The 20,051-nt window shown below is 70.9% G+C and carries 19 protein-coding genes and 1 tRNA gene; 9 read left to right on the top strand and 11 right to left on the bottom strand.

Annotation, left to right across the window (positions count from 1 at the left end; genetic code table 11):
- Positions 1-18: 18 nt before the first annotated feature.
- The 4 genes from AB0M88_RS24280 to AB0M88_RS24265 are packed head-to-tail and all read right to left on the bottom strand — an operon-like array spanning position 19 to position 2,256.
- Positions 19-321, bottom strand: coding sequence for a hypothetical protein (locus tag AB0M88_RS24280; RefSeq protein ID WP_364105848.1), 303 nt, complete (start codon positions 319-321; stop codon positions 19-21).
- Positions 318-1,565, bottom strand: coding sequence for a WXG100 family type VII secretion target (locus AB0M88_RS24275; RefSeq protein WP_364105846.1), 1,248 nt, complete (start codon positions 1,563-1,565; stop codon positions 318-320). The genes AB0M88_RS24280 and AB0M88_RS24275 overlap by 4 nt, the downstream gene beginning before the upstream one ends.
- A complete protein-coding gene (locus tag AB0M88_RS24270; RefSeq protein WP_364105844.1) occupies positions 1,562-1,867 on the bottom strand; it encodes a type VII secretion target in 306 nt (101 codons plus the stop codon). The genes AB0M88_RS24275 and AB0M88_RS24270 overlap by 4 nt, the downstream gene beginning before the upstream one ends.
- On the bottom strand, positions 1,864-2,256 hold the full coding sequence (locus AB0M88_RS24265; RefSeq protein ID WP_364105842.1) for a YbaB/EbfC family nucleoid-associated protein: 393 nt from the start codon (positions 2,254-2,256) through the stop codon (positions 1,864-1,866). The genes AB0M88_RS24270 and AB0M88_RS24265 overlap by 4 nt, the downstream gene beginning before the upstream one ends.
- Positions 2,257-2,633: 377 nt before the next feature.
- Here AB0M88_RS24265 and AB0M88_RS24260 point away from each other — a divergent pair.
- Positions 2,634-2,709 (top strand) — tRNA-Arg (locus AB0M88_RS24260).
- A 40-nt stretch (positions 2,710-2,749) separates the two neighbouring features.
- On the opposite strand, the gene AB0M88_RS24255 is transcribed toward AB0M88_RS24260, so the two are convergent.
- Positions 2,750-3,103, bottom strand: coding sequence for a hypothetical protein (locus tag AB0M88_RS24255; protein WP_364105840.1), 354 nt, complete (start codon positions 3,101-3,103; stop codon positions 2,750-2,752).
- Between the two features lie 72 nt (positions 3,104-3,175).
- Here AB0M88_RS24255 and AB0M88_RS24250 point away from each other — a divergent pair, with 72 nt between their 5' ends.
- From AB0M88_RS24250 to AB0M88_RS24240, 3 genes are all read left to right on the top strand, one after another.
- Positions 3,176-3,382, top strand: coding sequence for a hypothetical protein (locus AB0M88_RS24250; protein ID WP_364105838.1), 207 nt, complete (start codon positions 3,176-3,178; stop codon positions 3,380-3,382).
- Entirely contained in the window at positions 3,379-4,227 is an 849-nt protein-coding gene (locus AB0M88_RS24245; protein ID WP_364105836.1) for a hypothetical protein, read from the top strand. The genes AB0M88_RS24250 and AB0M88_RS24245 overlap by 4 nt, the downstream gene beginning before the upstream one ends.
- Positions 4,228-4,575: 348 nt before the next feature.
- Entirely contained in the window at positions 4,576-5,016 is a 441-nt protein-coding gene (locus AB0M88_RS24240; RefSeq protein ID WP_364105834.1) for a hypothetical protein, read from the top strand.
- 68 nt (positions 5,017-5,084) lie between these two features.
- On the opposite strand, the gene AB0M88_RS24235 is transcribed toward AB0M88_RS24240, so the two are convergent.
- Entirely contained in the window at positions 5,085-6,716 is a 1,632-nt protein-coding gene (locus tag AB0M88_RS24235; protein WP_364105832.1) for an esterase-like activity of phytase family protein, read from the bottom strand.
- A 112-nt stretch (positions 6,717-6,828) separates the two neighbouring features.
- On the bottom strand, positions 6,829-7,122 hold the full coding sequence (locus AB0M88_RS24230; protein WP_364105920.1) for a GNAT family N-acetyltransferase: 294 nt from the start codon (positions 7,120-7,122) through the stop codon (positions 6,829-6,831).
- On the opposite strand from AB0M88_RS24230, the gene AB0M88_RS24225 reads away from it, so the two are divergent.
- The 3 genes from AB0M88_RS24225 to AB0M88_RS24215 all read left to right on the top strand — a co-directional run bounded on the left by AB0M88_RS24225 (position 7,027) and on the right by AB0M88_RS24215 (position 11,876).
- Positions 7,027-8,466: a glycosyltransferase gene (locus tag AB0M88_RS24225; RefSeq protein WP_364105918.1), complete on the top strand. Its 1,440-nt coding sequence runs from the start codon at positions 7,027-7,029 to the stop codon at positions 8,464-8,466. The two genes, AB0M88_RS24230 and AB0M88_RS24225, sit on opposite strands and share 96 nt — an antisense overlap.
- Positions 8,467-8,664: 198 nt before the next feature.
- Complete coding sequence (locus AB0M88_RS24220; protein WP_364105830.1) at positions 8,665-10,278, top strand: RICIN domain-containing protein; 1,614 nt, start codon at positions 8,665-8,667, stop codon at positions 10,276-10,278.
- Between the two features lie 83 nt (positions 10,279-10,361).
- Positions 10,362-11,876 carry a S8 family serine peptidase gene (locus AB0M88_RS24215; RefSeq protein ID WP_364105828.1) on the top strand — a complete coding sequence of 505 codons (1,515 nt, stop codon included), beginning with the start codon at positions 10,362-10,364 and terminating at the stop codon, positions 11,874-11,876.
- Positions 11,877-11,930: 54 nt separating this feature from the next.
- Here AB0M88_RS24215 and AB0M88_RS24210 read toward each other — a convergent pair whose 3' ends face one another.
- Positions 11,931-12,446: a hypothetical protein gene (locus tag AB0M88_RS24210; protein WP_364105826.1), complete on the bottom strand. Its 516-nt coding sequence runs from the start codon at positions 12,444-12,446 to the stop codon at positions 11,931-11,933.
- A gap of 193 nt (positions 12,447-12,639) precedes the next feature.
- Here AB0M88_RS24210 and AB0M88_RS24205 point away from each other — a divergent pair, with 193 nt between their 5' ends.
- The gene (locus AB0M88_RS24205) at positions 12,640-13,824 is read left to right on the top strand and encodes a hypothetical protein (protein ID WP_364105824.1); all 1,185 of its coding nucleotides are present in this window, start codon (positions 12,640-12,642) and stop codon (positions 13,822-13,824) included.
- A complete protein-coding gene (locus AB0M88_RS24200; protein ID WP_364105822.1) occupies positions 13,824-18,293 on the top strand; it encodes an FtsK/SpoIIIE domain-containing protein in 4,470 nt (1,489 codons plus the stop codon). The genes AB0M88_RS24205 and AB0M88_RS24200 overlap by 1 nt, the downstream gene beginning before the upstream one ends.
- 49 nt (positions 18,294-18,342) lie before the next feature.
- Here AB0M88_RS24200 and AB0M88_RS24195 read toward each other — a convergent pair whose 3' ends face one another.
- The 3 genes from AB0M88_RS24195 to AB0M88_RS24185 are packed head-to-tail and all read right to left on the bottom strand — an operon-like array spanning position 18,343 to position 20,015.
- Positions 18,343-18,648: a WXG100 family type VII secretion target gene (locus AB0M88_RS24195; RefSeq protein WP_364105820.1), complete on the bottom strand. Its 306-nt coding sequence runs from the start codon at positions 18,646-18,648 to the stop codon at positions 18,343-18,345.
- Between the two features lie 12 nt (positions 18,649-18,660).
- Positions 18,661-18,966, bottom strand: coding sequence for a hypothetical protein (locus tag AB0M88_RS24190; RefSeq protein ID WP_364105818.1), 306 nt, complete (start codon positions 18,964-18,966; stop codon positions 18,661-18,663).
- Positions 18,967-18,974: 8 nt separating this feature from the next.
- Positions 18,975-20,015 carry a hypothetical protein gene (locus AB0M88_RS24185; RefSeq protein WP_364105816.1) on the bottom strand — a complete coding sequence of 347 codons (1,041 nt, stop codon included), beginning with the start codon at positions 20,013-20,015 and terminating at the stop codon, positions 18,975-18,977.
- Between the last annotated feature and the right edge of the window lie 36 nt (positions 20,016-20,051).

Below are 20,051 nucleotides of genomic sequence, written 5' to 3'. Positions count from 1 at the left end.
TCCCGGCCATTCTCGGTATCAGTAGTAATAGGCGTGGGCCGTACTCGGTGCGGATCCTGATCGGCGGTATGCACGCATGATCGCGACGACTACCTGGTTGAACAGGCGCCGTTCCACGCCGTCGGCGGTGCCGGAGGCCTCGCCTGCCGTGGGGTCGTACTGCAGGTCGCCGATGGGCTGGGCGCTCTGGTCGGCCGGCCGGATTCGTTGGGTTGCGGCCTCGAAGGTGACGAAGCCGGTCTGGTCGTCGGCCTCCCAGCGGTAGAGCACCACGTCGCCGGTCAGGTCGCCCTGGGCCCAGATTCCGATCGAGGCTGTCAATTTCCGTCCCTTCGCTGGTAGCCGAACCCGTCGCGAGCTGCCGCTTCAGGATCCCATGTGTGGCCGGCGTCGAGGGTCGCGGCATGGGCTCGCCCGTAGCTCTGGTCGCCGGTCTGGGTCATGTAGTTGGACTCGTACCGCTCGTGCTTCAGCAGGTCGATGTCGGCCGGGTGCGGGTTGCCGTCGGCCAGGCGCTGCCATGCCTCAGCCATCCGCGGGTTTGCGTCGAAACGGCCCACCGTGTCGTCGCCGTACATATCGAGCTTATGTTCGTCGCGGAACACGTGGTTCTTGATCTGCTCGATATCTTCCGGGCTGAATCCGTATTGGCTCGCCGTGGCGGTAACGCCCGCTAGTTCGTCGTCGCTGCCTCGGAATGTGTCGTAGGCGTGATTGGCCCAGTCCTCTTCGAAGTCGATGTCCCCGCGAGGACGGCGCAGTTCGCCGCCGGTCTGCAGTACGGCACCGGCGTCGTCACCGCCGTGTCCGAGTTGGCCGAGCAGGCCCTTGAGGCTGTCGATCAGCTCGCCGACCTTGCTGGCCACGCCCCGCAACCTGGTCAGGCTCCCGATCAGGTCTTTGAGCCACTTGCTGATCTTGGCGGCCCAGGAGGCGCACAGCGTGCTGACCTGTTCGATCACCAGCGGAGTGGCGAACCCGAAGGAGGCGAGTTCCTCAATCGCGTACTCGATCAGCCGGGAGACGAGTGTGGCGATGGCGTCGCGGACCATCATGCGTACGCCCGCGATCAGCTGCCCGGCCGCCTCCGTGATCGTCGCCAGGGTGGTGGCGGCCTGGGCGAGGCCGTCGACCGCGCCCTTCTGCTGGCCCACCCAGTTCCGGTACGCGGCGGCCGCGCCACCGGTCCACTCGGCGGTGTCCCAGCGGACGGCTTGATCCAGGTCGCCGGCTCGATCGTGCAGGGCGCCGGCGACGTTATGCCAGGTCTGAGCATGGGCGGCGATCTGCGCGGGATCTCCGGCCAGCCAGTCGAGCGCCTCGGACAGCGGCTTGACGTGATCGATGATCCACGCGACCCCGTACTGGAGCAGTGCGCCGATCGGATCGGAGATCAGCGCGAGTGCGTCGAGGCCGGCCGAGACCGCGCCGAGGGTGCCTTCGATCCAACTGCCGTTCTTGACCCCGTCGCACAGCGTCTCGATGTCCTGGGCGATCCACACCCCGGACCATGGGTCGACCGGCGCGTTCGAGGCGGTGGCGACGAGCGGATTGGCGGTGCTCATCGCGTGTTCCGGATCCGGTCCGCGGCCCGCCCGTCGGAGCCGTCGTAGTCGCTGGCTGTAGAGCGCAGCGCGTTCGCGGTGTCGTGTACCGACGTAGCTGCGGCGGCGATGCCATCGATCGCCTTGTCCTGAAGAAGGTTCAGCAAGGCCGGCACGATCTGGCACAGCTGCCCGTACGCCCCTGCGTCCGCCCGAACCGCCGCACCGGCCTGCTGCGCGGTGGTCAGGCCGTCCCCGATGCCGTCCACCTGGCCGGCATGCGACACAAGGTCGGTCGAGTTGACCTGCACTTGGCCGCTCACGGCATGGGCTCCTCGTCGTCGACCGAGAGTCGCGCGCTCAGGCTGCTCAGGACGGCCTTCCCGGTTGTGCTGTCGGCGCCGACCGTCTCGGCGGCCACCCCTTCGACCTGCTGAAGCAGAGCGCGCTGAGCCGCCCGTACCGTCGAAAGAATTTGCCGGGCCGTCGTCGCTGCCGCCTGTCGGCGGATCTCTTCGTCTAGCCGCAGGTCGGTGATCTGTCCGTTGGGCCCGACCGTCACCTCGATCAGCTCGTCACCGCCGCGGGCGGTCGCCGAGAGCTGAGCAGTGCGTTCGGCCAGAGCTTTGGCCTGGGCCGCACGTTCAGCGAAGCCACGTTCCCACTCGTCTATCCGGTCCAGGCTGAGCCCTGCATCTGGTCCGTCGATCACCGCGGCCCCCTGCCATCGAAGAACGTCACACTTTAGCGGCGGCGGGTGACGCACCCGCGTAAACAGGCACGCTCGGCGAGTGCTTAAGGTTCAGCTCCGGCGTGCGCCGGTGAGTTGCGGAGTGCTGGGCGACGTATCGAACCGACGCGAGACTGTGAGCCTCCGATGCTGCTCCGCGAGTCGTTGGCACGCGACAGCACCGACTGAGCTTGTCCGGAACTGACCAGCACCGGGACCACGAATGCCCGGAATTTGCTCCGCGCGTCCTCCGACCAGCGCCGGAACCGCAACCAGCGCCCCCGACGGCACCGGTTGGGATCCCAGGGGACGCCCGAGCACGCAGGAGAACGCCCTGGTAGGTACGATATGGGCCGCAGGCCCTCGTAGCTCAGGGGATAGAGCATCGGTTTCCTAAACCGTGTGTCGTAGGTTCGATTCCTACCGGGGGCACCAACTCGCCACCTCACGGCCAGAAGCGAGCGCAACACCACGGTCAGCTTGGCCAATCCCAGCCCGGGCGCGGGTCGGCGGGGAACGGGCGGAGCCCTAGGTAGTAGCGATAGGCCGCGTGGATCCACGTGGCCTCGGTTTCCGGCGGGAAGGTGAGATCGGCTAGCGCGACCTCGCCGGTCCCGCTCTCTGCTTCGCAGCGGGCGGTCAGGCCGCGGGCCTCGTTGTCGTAGCCGAAGCGGGTGACAGTAACCGGCATACCGAGAAGCCGCGCCGCGGCCGGCAGCCGGACCTGTTCCTCGAGGACGGTGAGGAAGGCCGTGTACTGCTCGTCGTCGCCGTACGCATCCACGACGATGATCTCGACGGTGGCATCGAGGTCGGAGTGCTTTGCCATCCGGGTGAGCCTGGATCGGGCTGAGGCACCTCGTAGCGGTTCTGCCCCGAGATCAATGGGAGGACGTACGGAGTGGAACCCGGCGGCACCGTCTATCCCGACTCCGGCCCCGGCATCGTGAAATTGGACCGCAACGAGTACGCCGCCCTGACCGAAATCGCGAAGGCCGGTGGAGATCCCGCGAAGGTCCCCGCTTTCACCCGCGACCCGCGGTTCATCCACAATCCGGACGCGATCGCCAGGGCCAAGGCCATCTACGACGGGACCTACCAGGGATGACATACGACCTGCTCCTCGCCGGCGGCTTCGACCGGGCCGCCCTCGCCGCCGCGCTCGCCGACCTGGCCGGCGTGACAGTCGACGCGGTCGACGTCGCGGACCGCGACGCCGAGGACCGCGCCTGGGACTCGCCCGTCCTGTGCACCTACGAGCCGGTCGCCGGGGATCTGTCCTGGCTCCTCGACATCTACCTCGGTGCGGGCGCGGCCCAGCAGCCCGAAATCTCCGTCGCCGCCCAGCTCATCGCCGCCCGGCTGGGCACACCGGTGCTCTGGGCCGCCCAGGAATTCCCACCCTCGGCGTATTGGCTGATCACCCCCGACGGGACGCGGACAAGGGCGCGCGTTTACGACGAGGAGAACGGCGACCTCGCGGCCTACCGGCTGGACGCGGTCGAAAAGCCCGTCCCGCAGCTCCCCTCAGTGCGCGTCGAACGCCTGCCCGAGGTAATCCGCGAGCATCGTGTGCCGACACCGGTCACTGACGAACTGGCCGCCTGGCTCGCCGACGAGAACACTGTCCTGCGCGGGGATTCCCACGACGCGGTCCGGCAAGCCCTCACCTACCTCGCCGTCTGGGAACAGCTCATCGAACGGATCGCCGCCGGATGGCCACCCGACGGCTGGTACCCCACCGACTTCTACCGCGACGACCTGACGGCCCGAGACCAACTGGACGCCGCGGTCACCCGGCTACCGGCCGCCGCGACCGGACGGTTCCGATGGGCAATCGGCCACGTCGACGAAAAGTTCAAGGCGCTTACCCACCCGGCCACCACACCCCCAGTGCCCGGCGGTGACGCATGGTGGTGGCAACGCGTTCCCGATAAACCGGGCCTCGCCTGAATACGGCTTATGGTGCACGCATCACACCACCGGCCGACCCAAAGCGTCCGAACCCCTCGGGGCGGGCGCACCGAATCGCGGAAGCCGTCGCTGAAGGAGTCAGGGCCAAGCACCAGAACTGATCGAGAACATCAAGGGGCTGCTCGGCCGGCTCGGGCGGTGGGACCGGCAGCCGCCACGGCTCGGACCAGCTCACCGTCGCCCGGACGGCGGCGGAGCAATCGTTGCGGCGGTGGAGAGCACAAGCGCCGACCACCGCGGCCACGACGGCAGTGCGGCGGTCGCCGTCGACTGATGCCGACGGGCCGGCTGTCTTGGGCCGGAGAGCTGGCAGGCTAGTTTGCTGGGATGAGTCTTCTGGATGACGTGGCGGAGCGCGACGGCTGGCGGTGCTGGGTGTGTGACGAGCCGGTTGATGCCGGCATGTCGGTGAACGATCCGCGTGGGCCCAGTGTCGACAGCCGTACGGCGGACAAGAAGGCCAAGGTCGGTGAGCGGCTTGCGCACCGGGCCTGTAACAGCCGCAAGGGTGCGGTCAAGGTGGTCATCGCCTGGCCTGACCGTCTGCGTGTGGTGGAGCCCGCGCCGCTGATCACCGTTGCCGAGCGCCTCGAGCGTAAGGGCGGTCGTGAGCTGGTTGCCCGTTGTCCGAACAAGAAGGATGCCGAGGAGACGGCGGACTGGCTGGTCGACCGGTTCTCGCGGCTGGTGCCCGGGCTGCCGGTGACCGCGAGCGTCGACGCGGGTGGCGGCCAGTTCCTGGTCGCGCTGGCCACTGGCCGCCGCTGACCCGGGCGTACCGCGTACGGGAGGCGGCCCGGCAGCGGGCCGCCTCCCTTTCTTCAGTCAGCCGTGGGTCAGCGGACGCTGATGGTGACCGTCGCCGTGCTGGTGGCGGCCGGGAGCTTGGTCATGTCGACCGCGAGGAATTCGCCGTCGTCCTGCCGCTCGGTGGCCGGGGAGACCTTGGGGTGCAGCGTGAACGGCGTGGTCGTGGACTGGGTCAGGCCGTCGATGCCGAAGTCGCTGTCGTTGGACAGGATGACGGTGCGGCCGCCGTTGAGCTGGGCCACGCCTTCGACTTTGTCGTGGGAGAAGAATTTCGCCTGCGGGTCGAGTGTGGTCAGCAGGTTGGTGACGTCGAGGAACGGCGCCTTGCTGACCGGCTTGACGCCGGCGGCGGCCAGGGTGGCGGTGGCGGTCGCGGTGTCGGTTTTGCCGACCGTGTGTTCGATGCTGCCGCCGTTGATCAGGTAGCCGCCCTTGGTGGCGTCGTAGCCCGGGGCGTGGGGGCCGACGTCGGTGGCGCCGGTCAGGTCGATCTGGAAGAGCTTCTTGAAGGCGGCCGGCGGGAAGTTGCCGTCGCGCTCGTCGACCAGGAACTTCGTGGCTGACAGGGCGGTGATCTCGCTGACCGCGGTGCCGGTGTCGTCCGGGTCGTCGAGCAGGTAGAGGTATTCGTGGGTGGCGTGGGTGCGCAGGTTGACCGTGACGATGCGCAGCGTGGTGACGTTGCCCGGCTTCTGGGTCAGGTCGGGCTGCTGGAGGGCCGACTGCATGATGCCGACCAGGGTCTGGCCGTCGGGGGTGACCGTGAGGCCCTCCATGCCCTTGTTGGGCACGCGGTTCTTCAGTTCGGGCGGCAGGCTGCCGTCGTAGGGGGAGAACCGGCCGATCTGGCGGCCGTCGCGGTCGAAGTGGGTGATCAGCGGGCCGTACTCGTCGGACACCCAGAAGGTGCCGTCGCGCTGGGCGACCAGGCCCTCCGAGTCGTAGCCGGTGGCGTCGGCCGGGAGGGGGTTGCCGTTCAGGTCGGTGATCGTCTCGCCGGTGTCGGCGACGTTGTTGACGTGACCGGTGTACGGGGTGCCGTTCGGCAGGCGCAGGGTGATCGTCTTCTCGAGGACGGCTTTGCCGTTGCGGTCGAAGCGGAACCGGCCGATCTGCGGGTGGAAGTTCGGCAGCGGCTCGACCTTGGTGCCGTTCGGACCGTCCACGTTGGGGCCACGGTCGGTGAGGCCGTAGAACTCGGTGGAGCGGCCCGGAACCGGGGTCAGCGACGAGCCGTAGCCGCCGCCACTGATGGTCACGCCGCCGATGGTCGCCAGCGGGGCGATGTGTGTGGTGTAGAGCTTCACCGCGTCGCTCACGGTGTAGGTGAACGTGTCGGTGCCGTGGAAGTCCTTGGCCGGGGCGTACCGGAAGGAGCCGTCCGCGTTGAGCGTGAGCGTGCCGTGCGCCGGATCGGTGTGGTCGATCAGGGTGAGCGGGTCGCCGTGGTCGTTGCCGAAGACGCCGTGACGCGGGTCGACAGTGGTCGCGCCGGAGACGCGGTAGGCGTCGTTGCGGGCGGCGAGCGAAGGCGCGTGGTGCGCGCTGGCCACGCCGGGCGTCACCAGGGTCAGCGCGAGTGCGCCGGCGCCGGCGAGCGCGAGCCCGCGGCGGGAAGCGAGCCGCGTGCGGGCGCGGCGAATTGAACGGGTGTCCATGACCGGAGTCTCGGGCCGCCGGGTGGCCGCCAGGTGAACGCCGGATGGTCACCGGCGTTAGACCACGGAAGTTGATCATGATCCCCGGGACGAATAGGACGGCGCGTAAGACTCAGAGATCCCGGGCCATGAGGTCGGACGTCCCGAGCCGGCCGATGGTCGTCCAGCCGCGGCCGCGGTAGAGCGCGCGGGCGGGCTCGGCCCGCGGGTCACAGGTGAGCAGTGCGGTCGGGGCGGGGGAGCCGGCGATCAGGAGGTCGTGGGTCAGCCGGCCGAGCCCCTGGCCCTGCCGGTCAGGGTGCACGGCGAGGTGAACCACCTCCAGGCAGAGATCGCCGACCCAGCGTTGCGACCGGGCGGCCTCGGCGGCGCGGTCGCGCCACCAGTCACCCGTACGGGCGAGCAGCGCCAGACCTATCGCGGCGTCGTCGACGAGGACCAGGCGGACGCCGTCACGCTCCGCCGCGTACCGGAGAACGCGGGAGACGAAGTCGTCGGCCTCCCGTGGTCCCTCGTTGTAAGGTGGCCGGCCGAAGGCCGCCGCGTAGACCGCCCGCGCCGATTCCAACGCCGGCGCCGGGGGTTCGCCGAAGAACAGATTCGCTCGCATATCACCTCAGCCTCGCCTCAGTCCGGCCGTGATACAACCCGCTTCATGCGCATTCTGTTCGTCGCGGCGCCGCTGCAAGGCCATCTGCTGCCGCTGGTTCCGTTGGCCGCGGCCTGCCGCGACGCCGGGCACGAGGTGATTCTGGCCGGCGGCGGATTTCCGCCCGACGTCATGGGATTGCGCACGGCCGATATCGGGGCCGGTTTCAGTCTGCCCCGCAGCGCGGTCCGGGTCGCGCTGCGGCATCCGGGCCTGGCGCGCGACGAGATGCGCGGGATCGCCGGGCAGGCCATGGTCGGCGAGCTTTTCGGCCGGGCCAATCTGGCGCTGATCGGGCCGCTGGAAGCGCTGGCGGAGAAGGAGGACCCCGATCTGATCGTCTTCGAACCGCTCGCCGAGGCCGGGGCGGTCGTGGCCGGGCGGCTGTCGATTCCGTCGGCATTGCAGGAGAACACGCTGTGGCCGGCCACCGATCTGTTCGAGGCCGTGACGAGGTCGTCGGTGATGGCGAAGTTCGCCATTCCGAATCCGGAGCTGACTATCGCGGTGACCCCGCCCAGCCTGCGGGATGGGCCGCTGGCCGGGGCGATCGCGATGCGGCCGGTTCCGTTCTCCGGCGGCGGTTCGATCCCGGAGTGGTTGCTGACCGCGGGCGACAAGCCGCGCGTCCTGGTCAGCCGGAGCACGCTCAAAGGGCCGAATGACGGGGACCCGATGCCGGCCGTCGTCGCGGCAGCGGCGTCGGTCGATGCGGAGTTCGTTCTGGTGCGGCCGGCGAAGGCGGACCGGCTTCCGGCGAATGTGCGGGCGGTCGACCGGATCCCACTGGACCGGGCGCTTGCCCATGCCGCGGCCTTCATTCACCATTCCGGGGCGGGAAGTGTGCTCGGCGGCCTGGCGGCCGGGGTGCCGCAGCTGACGACGCCGGGCGCCGGCGACCGGCGGTTCAACTCTCAGAAACTGGCCGATCGTGGCGCCGGTTTTGCCGTCGAGGCCAAGGAAATCACCGCGGCCGACCTGACCCGCCTGCTGACCGACGAGACGCTGCGCGCGGCGGCGCGGGAGGTCGCGAAGGAGATCGCCGGCATGCCTTCTCCCTCCACAGTGGTCGCTGAGCTGGAGAAGCTGGTGAGTGGCTGAATCGGTTCATTCAACGTTCATGCCGTGCAAGTCCGCCGTTACTTTCTGCCCCGATCTGGGACATTTCTCGACCGTTAAGGTCCCTTCGTTCTGTCCCGAGTCTGGTCCGAATGAAGGGCACGCCGGATGTTCAGACGGCTCATGGCCGGTCGCAGGGTGGTAGCGGGAAGTGCGCTCGCCGCGGCGGCTTTGATCACCTTGGCAACGTCCGCGGCGAACAACTCGGCCAGTGCGGCCGATCCGCTGGAAGGCAGCAGAGTCTCCAGCGACGACCTGCGCACGCTGGTCTCGGCGGCCGGATCGTGCCCGACGTTGACCCCGGCCCGGCTGGCCGGGCAGGTGATGGCGGCGTCGCAGTTCAGCGGCCAGCCGGTCGCGGCGATGAAAGAGGTCGGCGGCCAGGGGCCGGCGGCGCTCACCACCCAGGTCTGGGCCAAATGGGCGCCGTGGCAGGGCGCCCAGCCGACCGACCGGGAAGCCAGCATCGTCGCGCTCGCGCACGACATGTGCCAGCTGGTCGGCCAGGTCCGGGTCGTGAAGATCGACGGTGACCAGTGGGACCTCGCGCTGGCCGCGCACCGCACCAGCATGGAGGCGGTGGTCTCGGCCGGCGCGGTTCCCGACAGCACCCAGGAGTACGTCGACACCGTCGAGCGCTACGCCGCCTGGTATGCGCTGCAGCCCGAGTTCGGGGGCAGCGGCGTGGCGGCGCCGACCGCCACGACCGACCCCCAGGTGGTCGAGGACCCGGTCGTGCCGGTGCCCGACGCGCTGGTGCCGGCCGTCGTCGCGGCGGGCAAGGTGTGCCCCGAGATGCCGCCGAGCCGGATCGCGGCGCAGGTGATGGCGACCTCCGGCTTCGACCAGCAGAAACTCGGGCCGACCGGGGAGCAGGGCATCGCCCAGTTCCTGCCGCAGACCTGGGTCCGGTACGTGCCGCCGTCCGACTCGAGCACGCCGTGGGACCCGAAAACGGCCCTGCCGGCGCTCGGCAAGACGATGTGCGCGCTGGTCAAGGACGACGGCGAATACTCGACGGCGCTGGCCACGTTCACCCAGGGCTCGGCGGCCGCGGACACGCCGGCGGTCGCCAAGCTGGCCGACGTGGTGGAACGCGACGCCACCGAATATGCGAAGGACGCCCGGCTGCAGGTGAAGGCGCCCTCGGCGACGCCGCACAGTCCCAGCCCGGATGCTTCGACGAGCACTCTTGCCGACGGCAAGGCGCCGGTGGCCGGGGCGACTACGCCCGGCACGACGACGGCCACGACCAAGCCGGCCAAGGCGTCGTCCAAGCCGGCCGGCGACCAGCCGCCGGTCAAGGGCTCCGGATCGGGGGCGTCCTACGGGCCGTACTTCATCTACGACTCGGCCACGACCCAGTGCTTCGACATCCCCGGCTACGGCGCCGGCCCGCGGGACGGGCCGGTCAACCAGGCGCCGTGCGCCAAGACGGCGCCCGACAACCAGAAGTACGCCTTCGTGCCGCGTGGCAAGGACGCCAACGGCAACCAGGAGTACTGGATCCGCAGCGTGACCGACAACTACTGCGTCGACCCGCCGGGCACCGGTGCGGCGGCCCCGGAGTCGCAGCTCGACGAGACCGGCTGCTTCGACCAGGACAACCAGTACTTCCGCCTGCAGCCGACGTTCTCGTCCGGTGGCCGGCAGTACTACTGGATCGTCAACACGGCGTCCGGGCTGTGCGTGGACGTGACCGGGGTCAAGCCGACCGCGCCGGACACCCGGCTGGCGCTGTGGACGTGCACCGAGGGCGACGACCAGGACTGGGCCTTGGTCAAGAAGTGGTGAGAAGCCGGCGGGCACGCGGCCGGCGGGCCGGTGCTCGTGCTGCCGGGCGGAGTGCTGTTCGACATCGACCGAGGAGCTGACCGATGAGGGTGCGAGCAGTCGCGCTGACGGTGCTGGCCTTGCTGGCGACGCTGATCGTGCCGTCGTCGGCCGAGGCCGCCCCGACACAGACCTATCAGCTCTATTACACGGTTGCGGCGGCCTATCAGGGCAAGCCGGAGACGTTGTTCGAGATCTCGACCCGGTTTCTGGGCGACTCGAACCGGGCCGGGGACATTCTCAGCCTGAACTCGGGGCGCGCGCAGCCCGACGGTGGGCGGCTGACCGATCCGGCCACGTTGCACGCGGGCTGGCAGTTGGTGATGCCATGGGACGCGATCGGGTCCGAGCTGCACTACGGCGTGTTGCCGACCGTAACCGTCAAGCCGGCACCCTCGGTCAAGCCGTCTCCGGCCAATACTCCGCAGAGTGGCACCTTCACTCCGACCCCGCCCGGCACTCCCACCCCGCCCGGCAGGACGAACCCCGGGAAGCCGCCGATCAAACCGCCGACCAAGTCCTGCCTCGCGGTCAAGCAGCCGGCCATCAGCTGGGGACAACAACAACTCGACCCGGGCCGCGTCTGGAACAGCACCACCGGCGAAGGCATCCGGCTGGCCATCGTGGACTCCGGCGTCGACGGCCTCGACCCGGCCCTCAACACCCGCGTCGCCGCCGGCGCCGACATCGTCAGCGGCACCGGCCGCGGCGACACCGACTGCCTCGGCACCGGCACCACGATGGCCCTGATCGCGGCCGGCGACGACGACGCGGACGGGCGGAAATTCGGCATCGCGCCCAAGGCGATCGTCGTGCCGATCCGGCTGACCAACCGCACCAGGAGCACGACGGCCGAGCGGGCGGCCACCGCGATCCAGGTCGCGGTCTCGACCGGGGCCCAGGTCATCGCGCTCGGCACGTACGTCGACGTGGCCGACCCGACGGTGCGCAACGCGGTCGACAACGCGATCGGCCACAACGTCGTCGTGGTGATGCCGGTGCGGGCGGCGGGGAAGAACGGGGTCGCCGGGCCGGAGGAAGGCCTGCTCCGGGTCGGTGGCGTGCGCGAGAACCGGAATCCGTCGGCGAAATACCCGGTCAGCGGCGTCGACCTGGTCGCTCCCGGCACCGCGATGGAAGCGGCGGCGTACGTGGCCGGGGCGGTCGTTCTGGTGCGGTCGGCCCACCCCGGGCTCGGCGCGCCCGAGTCGGCCAAGCAGGTGCTGCGCACGGCCACGGCGTGGGAGCCGGCCGATCGCTACGGCGCCGGGTTGGTCAGCCCGTACGACGCGGTGGTGCGGCCCCTGCCGGTCGGGGTGCAGCAGGCGCTGGACACGCCGGTCGCGGTCGCGGGGGACCACGACGCGGTGATCGGCACGATCGTGCTGATCGTGGCGATTGTCCTGGTCGTCCTGCTGATCTTCGGCCTGTGGCTGCGGCAGATGCGGGTGTCCCGGGAGGCGCGGGCGGCGCGTGATCGAGCGGTCGACAGCCAGGACGACCCGTTCAACGAGAAGCTGGACGACGGTCAGTTGGCCGGATCGGGGCGGAAGAGCTGATCGAGGGTGGTCGGGCGTGGGCCACCGCGTCAGGTTCGACAGGAGCCGTCGCGCCTAGCTCGGCATGCGGGGCGGTGCCGGCGCCGTTGGTCCATCTTGGACAGACCTGGTCACCGCCGGCTCGGACGGCCGCCGTCGCAGCACGACCACCGCGAATCCGACCAGCAGCACGGCGAGCGTCAAGCCCCCGTAGGTCAGCAGCGGCTCCCCGGTGGACGCCGGGGGTGGCGTCGCCACCGGTGAGGGCGGCGGGTTGTCGAGGGGTAGGGGCTCGGTCAGCACCCGCGATCCGCGCGCGTCCTTCGGCAGCGCCAGCACCCAGCCCGGGTGCAGCACCTCGGCCGGGTCGGTCAGCCGGCCGCCGTCGGGCTGCGCGCGGCCCTGGTTGAGCCGGAAGATCTCCTGGTAGCGGTTTCCGTTGTGCAGGGTCGCGACCGCGATCGCATACAGATAGTCGGGCTGGCCGTGCACCGGCGGCCCAACGATGTAATAGCGACCGGTGCCGGTGGGTGCGGCCGGGAGCAGCAGCGGCAGCAGGGCGACCAGAAGGACCCGCGACGGGCGTGGCAAGGCGGATCTCCCCTTTGACAAAACGAAGCGCCCGCGAAGTATCGCGTCCGGCTACTCGAACAACGGGCGGCGGAACGCAGGCGTCATCGGAAGTTCACGTCTTGGCCGAGCTTGTCGGACATGGTGTATTCCTCGCTTCCGTGCACTCGACCGGTCCTATCGCGAGTGGACCGAACGTAGGAGGAAAGACCGGTTGAGCGTGCTCTCGCCGCACGGCCTCGGTCAGTTTCTTTCCGATCACCGGCAGACCGTCCTGGTCGTGCTGTCGGTGATCGAATTGCTGATCCTGTTGGCCGTCTTCGCCCGCTGGTACGACCGCCGCTACGGCCTGCGCCGCACTGCGCGCCGAATCAAAAGGGCCTTCGTCGACGCGTGGCGTGACCTGACCGCCCCGGTCGTCCGGTCGGTCCGGTTCCGCCGTGGCGCCAAGGTGATCGCGGCCCGGCTGGCCGAGCCTGATCCGTCGGCCGCCGTCCGCGAGGCGCTCGACAGCGCCCGGTCGGCGCTGGCCGGCAGCCCCGGCACCTGGCCGTTCCAGCTTCGGCTGGGCCCGAAGGCGGTGACCGTCACCCTGGCCGGCCCCGATCCGGCCCCGGCGCCCGACGTCGCGCCCTGGCAGCCGGCCGGCGACAACGGCTGGATCGCGGCCCGGCCGGTCTACGGCGACCGGGACGGCGACCAGCTTCCGGTCGCGGTCGGCGTGGCCGGTGACGAGGTGGTGCTGCTCGATCTGGCCCGCTCGCCCGGCATGATCTCGGTGCATGGCGCGACCGCCCCGGCCGACCGGCTGGTCGCCGCGCTCGCCGCTCAGCTGACCGCGGGGCTGTTCGGCGCGCCGGCCACGCTGCTGCTGCACGACGCGGTGCTCGACTCGCCGGTCGCGCGGCCGCTGCGGGAGCTGACCAGGGTTCTCGAGCAGCGACCGGCCGGGCGGCACCCGCGTACGGTCCTCATCTGCTCTCGCCCCGGCGAGAGTGACGTGGCCCTTCTGGCCGCGCTGACCGCCCGCGATCCGGGTCTTCTGGTTTTGGCCGCCGGCTATCTGCCCGGTTCGCGCTGGCGCCTGCGGGTGAGCTCGCAGGGCCGCGTGGTCGCCCCCGAGCTGGGCGTCGACGCCGACGGCGCGCCACTGTGGAGGGGCATCGAGCGCGCCCTGGCCGCCGCTCCGGCGATCGACCCGGCGCGCGGCCCCGGGCGCCCGGTCTGGGCCCAGGAAGAGGCCCAGGAAGAGGCCCAGGAAGAGGCCCAGGAAGAGGCCCCGCGGGAAGCCCGGGAAGGAAGCTCGGAAGAGCCGGCCCCCGGCGTCGACGACCTCATCGAACCGGCTCCGGCCGACGCCGCCTCCTCCTCCTCCTCGCGAAGCTCCGGAGACCGCTGATGCGCACCCTGTTGACCGTGGTCTCGCCCGACCGGAAGAGCCGCGACGTCGCCGTCGACGTGGAGGCCGACACCCCGGTCGGCCTGCTGGCCGAGAAGGTCTCGACGCTGGTCGACGAGCCGGCCGAGGCCGCCTTCCTGGACGGCGTCCCGGTTGATCCGTCGCTCACGCTGAGCGAGGCCGGGGTGCACTCCGGCATCCGGCTCGGGCTCGGGGCCTCGGCGCCCGACGCGCCCGTCCGCGACCTGCCGGGCGACGCCACCCGGCACTGGCTCGAGGTGCACGCGGTCGGTGGCCCGGCAGCCGGCCGGATCTGGCCGGTCGGCCTGGGCAGCCACGACATCGGCTCGGCGCCCGGCTCGGCGATCGACCCGGGCGGCCCCGGCCTGCCCGAGCACGGCGCCCGCCTGACCGTCGACCACGCGGGCCGGGCCTGGGTGAGCGCCGGCGGCACCGGCCGGGCGCGCCTGGCCGTGGCCGTGCCGCCGCCTGAGCCGCCCCGCGAGCGGGAGGACGACCTGGACCGGGAGGATCCGCCCGCGCCGCCGCCCGACCCGGACGCGCCGCAGCGCTGGCGGCCCGGCATCGACCTGGCGGTCGGCGACAGCCTGCTGCGGCTGGTCGAGCGGACCGAGCCGGACGCCGCGGTCACCCCGGCGGTCGACGTGCCGATGCTCGACTTCAACCGGCCGCCGCGGATCGTGCCGCCGCTGCTGTTTTCCCGCAAGCGGTTGCCGGTTCCGCCGACCAAGCCCAACCGCCGGCCGATTCCGGTGCTGGTCACGCTCTCGCCGATGGTGATGGGCTTGGCTTTCGTCGTCTTCTTCCACTCGCTGTTCTACCTGATCATCATGGTGTTCAGCCCGATTCTCGCGCTGGCCAACTGGTATACCGACCGGCGGGGCGGGCGGAAGAAGTACCGTCGCGACCGGGCCGACTACAAACGCAAGCGGGCGGCCGCACTGCGCGAGCTGGCGGCCGATGTGGACGCCGAGCGGCGGGCCCGCTGCGAGGCGTCGCCCGACCCGGCGACGGTCGGGGTAACCGCGATCGGACCCGGCCGCCGGCTGTGGGAGCGCCGCCGCCGCGATCCCGACCACCTGGTGCTCCGGGTGGGCACGATCGACCAGCCCTCGCTGATGGAGATCGAGGATCCGGCGCGCGGCGACGGCGAACGCCAGGTGCGGTGGAACGTCCGCGACGTGCCGGTCACCCTCGACCTGGTCGAGCGCGGCGTGATCGGGCTGGCCGGGGAGCCGGAGGGCGTGCACTCGGTCGCGCGCTGGCTGGTCGCCCAGACCGCGGCCCTGCACAGCCCGCGCGACCTGCGCATCCACGTGCTCACCGAGCCGTCGGCGCAGGACCGCTGGGGCTGGATCCGCTGGCTGCCGCACACCCGGCCGCCGGAGGAGGGGCTGGCCGCGCGGCCCTACACGATGGTCGGCAACGATCCCGAGACGGTCGCCAACCGGGTGTCGGACCTGGTCGCGCTGATCACCGCGCGGACCAAGGCGCGGGGCTCCCAGCTCGGCCAGGTCATGTTCCGCGAGCCCGACGTGCTGCTGATCGTGGACGGCGCCCGGCGGCTGCGCGACGTGCCGGGCATGGTCCAGGTGCTCACCGAGGGCCCGCTCGTGCGGGTGTTCGCGATCTGCCTGGACGCCGAGGAGCGGCTGCTGCCCGAGGAGTGCACCGCGGTCGTACGGGCCGACGCCGACGGGCTGACCGTGCGCCAGACCGGCCTGCCGGAGGCCACCGGCGTACGCCCGGACGAGGTCACGCCCGAGTGGTGCGACCGGATCGCCCGCGCGATGGCCCCGCTGCGCGACGTCACCCCGGACGAGACCGCGGGCCTGCCCGACCGCACCCGGCTGCTGACCCTGCTCGGCGCCGAGTCGCCCGACCCGGCCACGCTCGTGCAGTCGTGGACGTCCCGGCCGGCGTCGACCCAGTTCGTGATCGGCGCCGGCTTCGACGGCCCGGTCACCCTCGACCTGGTACGCGACGGGCCGCACGCGCTGGTCGCCGGCACCACCGGCGCCGGCAAGTCGGAGCTGCTGCAGAGCATCGTGGTGTCGCTGGCCGCGGTGAACCGGCCCGACGAGCTCACCTTCGTGCTCGTCGACTACAAGGGCGGCAGCGCCTTCCACAGCTGCGTCCGCCTGCCGCACACCCTCGGCATGGTCACCGACCTCGACAGCGCACTGGTCACCCGGGCGCTGGAGTCGCTGGCCGCCGAGCTGCGGCGGCGCGAGGAGATCCTGGCCCAGGTCGCGGCCAAGGACCTGGCGCGCTATCGGGTGATGCGCCAGCGCGACCCGTCGCTGCCCGCGGTGCCGCGCCTGGTGCTGGTGATCGACGAGTTCGCGACCCTGGTGCGGGAGGTGCCCGACTTCATTCCCGGCCTGGTCAGCATCGCCCAGCGGGGCCGGTCGCTCGGCATCCACCTGATCCTGGCGACCCAGCGCCCGGGCGGCGTGGTGACCAGCGACATCCGGGCCAACACCAACCTGCGGATCGCGTTGCGGGTGACCGACCCGATGGAGAGCACCGACGTCATCGACGTGCCGGACGCGGCGCTGATTCCGGTGAGCGTGCCCGGCCGTGCGCTGGCCCGGCTCGCGCACCGGTCGACGCTGCCGTTCCAGACCGCGTACGTCGGTGGTGTGCACCAGGCCGACTCCGACCTTCCGCAGAGAAGGGAAACCCCGCTGCACGGGGTCGAGCTGCCCTGGCCCCGGCTCGGCCGTACGCTGCCGCCGCCGGTCGACCCGGACGCCGACGTCGACGACCCGGACGAGCTGGCCGCCACCGATCTCGACGTGCTGGTCGACGCGATCACCGAGGCGTCCGGGCAGATCGGCTCGGAGCCGCAGCCCAGCCCGTGGCTGCCCGCGCTCGGCCCGCGGGTCGTGCTCGACGACCTGGAGGCGCCGCCCCGCCGGACCGCGGTCGCCTACGGCCTGGCCGACTTCCCCGAGCATCAGGCCCAGCGGACGCTCGTCTGCGACCTGGCCACGCTGGGCCATCTCTACATCCTGGGCGCGTCCCGGTCCGGGCGCTCGCAGCTGTTGCGGACCCTCGCCGGTTCGCTGGCCCGCGACATGTCCAGCGCCGACGTGCACTTCTACGGCGTCGACGCGGCCGGTGGCGCGCTGGCCGTGCTGGCCGACCTGCCGCACTGCGGCGCGGTCGTCCCGCGGTCCGACATGGAACGGCTGGAGCGCCTGGTCGCCCGGCTCGCCTCCGAGCTGGCCGCCCGGCACGAGCTGCTGGCCCGGCATTCGTGCGCCGGCATCGAGGAACTGCGGGGGGTGCTGCCGCCCGCGGACCGCCCGGCCCACCTGGTCCTGATGGTGGACGGCTGGGACTCGCTCGCCGCGGTGCTCACCGAGCACGACGGCGGCCGGCTGTTCGACCAGATCCTCGGGTTGCTCCGCGAGGGCCCGGCGGCCGGCCTGCACCTGGTCATGACCTCGGAGCGGGGCCTGCTCGCGGGCCGGGCGGGCGGGCTGAACGACAACCGCATCCTGCTGCGGATGAGCGACCGCACCGACTACTCGGGGGCCGGCATCAGCCCGCGGCGGGTTCCCGAGGTGGTTCCGCCCGGCCGGGGCTGGAGTTCGCTCGACCGTTCGGAGCTCCAGATCGCGCTGCTGGCCCCGGATCCGTCCGGCCCGGCGCAGGCCGAGGCGCTGCGCCGGATCGGCGTCAAGGCGGCCACCCGCGATGCGGCGGTGCCGGCCGGCCGGCGTCCGTTCCCGGTCGCCGGGCTGCCCACCGCGGTCACGTTCGCCGAGGCGTTCGCTCAGGTGACGGAGGACCGCAGGCGCCCGATGACCGGCCTGATCGGGCTCGGCGGTGACGCCGCGTCGCCGAAGCTGGTCGACTTCGCCGGCCAGCAGAACACGTTCCTGGTCGCCGGCCCGCCCGGATCCGGCCGCAGCAACGCGCTCTCCACCCTCGCGGTCTCGCTGCTCGCCGGCGGCACCGGGCTGGTGGCGATCACCCCGCGGGAGTCGCCGCTGCGCCGGCTGGCCGCGCACCCGAACGTCAGGGTGTTCGAGGGCCCGACGCCCGAGCCGGCGCACGTGGCGGCCGCGATCGAGCAGGCCGGCGGGCCGGTGGTGGTGCTGGTCGACGACGTCGACGTGTTCGGCTTCGCCAACCCGATCGACCCGGTGCTGCGGCAGGTGGTGGCGACCGGCCGCGACCGGCGGATGGGCCTGGCCTACGCGGGCACCGCCGAGACGCTCCTGCAGGCGCTCAGCGGCTGGGTCTCCGAGGCCCGCCGGTCGCGTCAGGGCGTCCTGCTGGCGCCGCAGACCGCGCTCGAGGGCGATCTGCTCGGCATGCGGGTGCCGCCCGCTCTGCTGCGTTCCGGCAGCCGGCCGGGCCGCGGCTATGTTCCGGAGCCGTCGACCGGGGCGCTGACCTCGATCGTCGTTCCACACACGGCGTTGCGATAAAAGGAACGCCCCGGCGCTCACGGCGCCGGGGCGATTTCCGTACGCGCGGTCAGCTGTCCTTCGGCGGCGCCGCGAGCTGGTTGTCCATGTCGGAGAGGTTCTTCGCGATCTGGTTGAAGCTCTGCGCGAAGGTCGACAGCTCGCCGATCGCCTTGGTCAGCGACGCGTTGAACTCCTGGTACTGGTGGCTCATCACCGGGCTCGACTGCTGCAGCCAGAGACCGCCCTGGCTGGTCAGCAGGTCGGCCACCGTGGTCTGCAGGGTGCCCAGCTGGGTGGCGATGTCGCCGCCCTCCGAGGTCAGCTTCGCGGCAACCGAGTTGACCTGGGAATAATCGACATTTACTTCGGCCATCGGAACTCCTGGTCAGTTGCTGGAGCTGGACTGGGTGATCGCGTCGTCCATCGCCTTGAGCTGGGCGACGATGTTCTGGAACTGCTGGGCGAAGCTGGTGATGTTCTGCACGGCCGAGGTGACCGAGTTGTTGAACTCGGTGTACTGGCCGCTCAGCGTCGGGCTCGACTTCTGCAGCCACAGGCCGCCGTCGCTGGTCAGCAGGTTGGTCACGGCGGACTGCAGGGCGGTCAGGCGCGGCACGATGTTCGTGACGGCGGACTGCAGCGCGGTCGACGCCGCGTCGACCTTGCCGTAGTCGACGGTGATGTTGGGCATGAGGCTCCTCAGGGAGTGTTGGGGCTGATGTACGGGTCGGGGTCGGCGTACGGGTCGCTGCCGGGCGGCGGGTCGTCGTGCGACGTCAGCGTCCACTGCCCGGTGTCCGGGTTGCCGGTGTAGTGGTCGGTGCCGTTCGGGCCGCTGACCGTCTTGGTGCCCGTGCCGGTTCCGGTCACGTCGACGTCGGTGGTCGTGGTGTTGCCGTCGGTGTCGACCGTGACGTCGTGCGAGCCGCCGTTCGGCTTCGGGGTCACCGTGCTGGTGCTCGTCCCGTCCTTGGTCGTGTCCTTGACCACGTACGAGCCGTCGGACGTGTTGGTGGTCTTGGTGGTGGTCTCGCTCGAGCCGTCCGAGTGGGTGATCGTCGACGAGTAGTCCACGTACTCGGGTTTCCCGTCCCCGTTGGTGTCGTGGTAGGTGTAGTTCGTCGTCTCGGTGTAGGTCAGCCCGTTCCCCGAGTCCACGGTCGTCGTCTCGGACGTGATGTTGCCGTTCGAGTCGGTCGTCACCGTGGTGTGGTTGCTGCCGACCGACGTGCCGTCGATCGAGCTCGGGATCGGCCCGGGTGCGTCCGGCGGCTTCTGGTTGGGGTCCCAGAGCCCGATCTTGCCGGTCTGCAGGTTGCCGTTCTCGTCGTAGTACTGGAACGTGACCGACTTGTCCTTGATATCGAGGTAGTGCTGGTAGGCCTTGCCGTCGGCCTGCCACTGCGCGATCTGGGCCTGCATGCGCTCGGTGTCGACCTTGCCGGAGAAGTCGGCGTCGACGTCGAAGAACGCCTTCGCGATGCCGTCGAAGTTTTCGGCCAGCTTGTCGAGCAGGTCCATCGAGTCCTTGAACGGCCCGTTGCAGCCGGCGAAGAACGCGCTCAGGGCGGCGTAGACGGTGGTGTTGCCCACCTCGGACGAGCTGACGACGGTGCCGTCCTTGGTGACGACCGCCCGTTTCGAGCCGGCGTCCACGTCCGTCTTGATCTTGGCTTTCAGGTCTCGCATGCTGCTCGCCAGGTCGTGCAGCAGCGCGTAGTCGAGCACCAGGTCGGCCACAGCACACTCCTCCCATCGTCGTGTCCCGAACCGTCT

It is taken from the genome of Actinoplanes sp. NPDC051411 (assembly GCF_040682075.1).
Classification (GTDB): domain Bacteria; phylum Actinomycetota; class Actinomycetes; order Mycobacteriales; family Micromonosporaceae; genus Actinoplanes.
This window is presented reverse-complemented; position numbering and strand designations above follow the sequence as displayed.

Bases quoted from the DNA above. Each gene is read 5' to 3' on its own strand.
- AB0M88_RS24195 (WP_364105820.1), bottom strand. From the start codon at position 18,648: ATGGCCGAAGTAAATGTCGATTATTCCCAGGTCAACTCGGTTGCCGCG.
- AB0M88_RS24275 (WP_364105846.1), bottom strand. From the start codon at position 1,565: ATGAGCACCGCCAATCCGCTCGTCGCCACCGCCTCGAACGCGCCGGTC.
- AB0M88_RS24240 (WP_364105834.1), top strand. From the start codon at position 4,576: ATGAGTCTTCTGGATGACGTGGCGGAGCGCGACGGCTGGCGGTGCTGG.
- AB0M88_RS24200 (WP_364105822.1), top strand. From the start codon at position 13,824: ATGCGCACCCTGTTGACCGTGGTCTCGCCCGACCGGAAGAGCCGCGAC.
- AB0M88_RS24215 (WP_364105828.1), top strand. From the start codon at position 10,362: ATGAGGGTGCGAGCAGTCGCGCTGACGGTGCTGGCCTTGCTGGCGACG.
- AB0M88_RS24235 (WP_364105832.1), bottom strand. From the start codon at position 6,716: ATGGACACCCGTTCAATTCGCCGCGCCCGCACGCGGCTCGCTTCCCGC.
- AB0M88_RS24245 (WP_364105836.1), top strand. From the start codon at position 3,379: ATGACATACGACCTGCTCCTCGCCGGCGGCTTCGACCGGGCCGCCCTC.
- AB0M88_RS24190 (WP_364105818.1), bottom strand. From the start codon at position 18,966: ATGCCCAACATCACCGTCGACTACGGCAAGGTCGACGCGGCGTCGACC.
- AB0M88_RS24255 (WP_364105840.1), bottom strand. From the start codon at position 3,103: ATGGCAAAGCACTCCGACCTCGATGCCACCGTCGAGATCATCGTCGTG.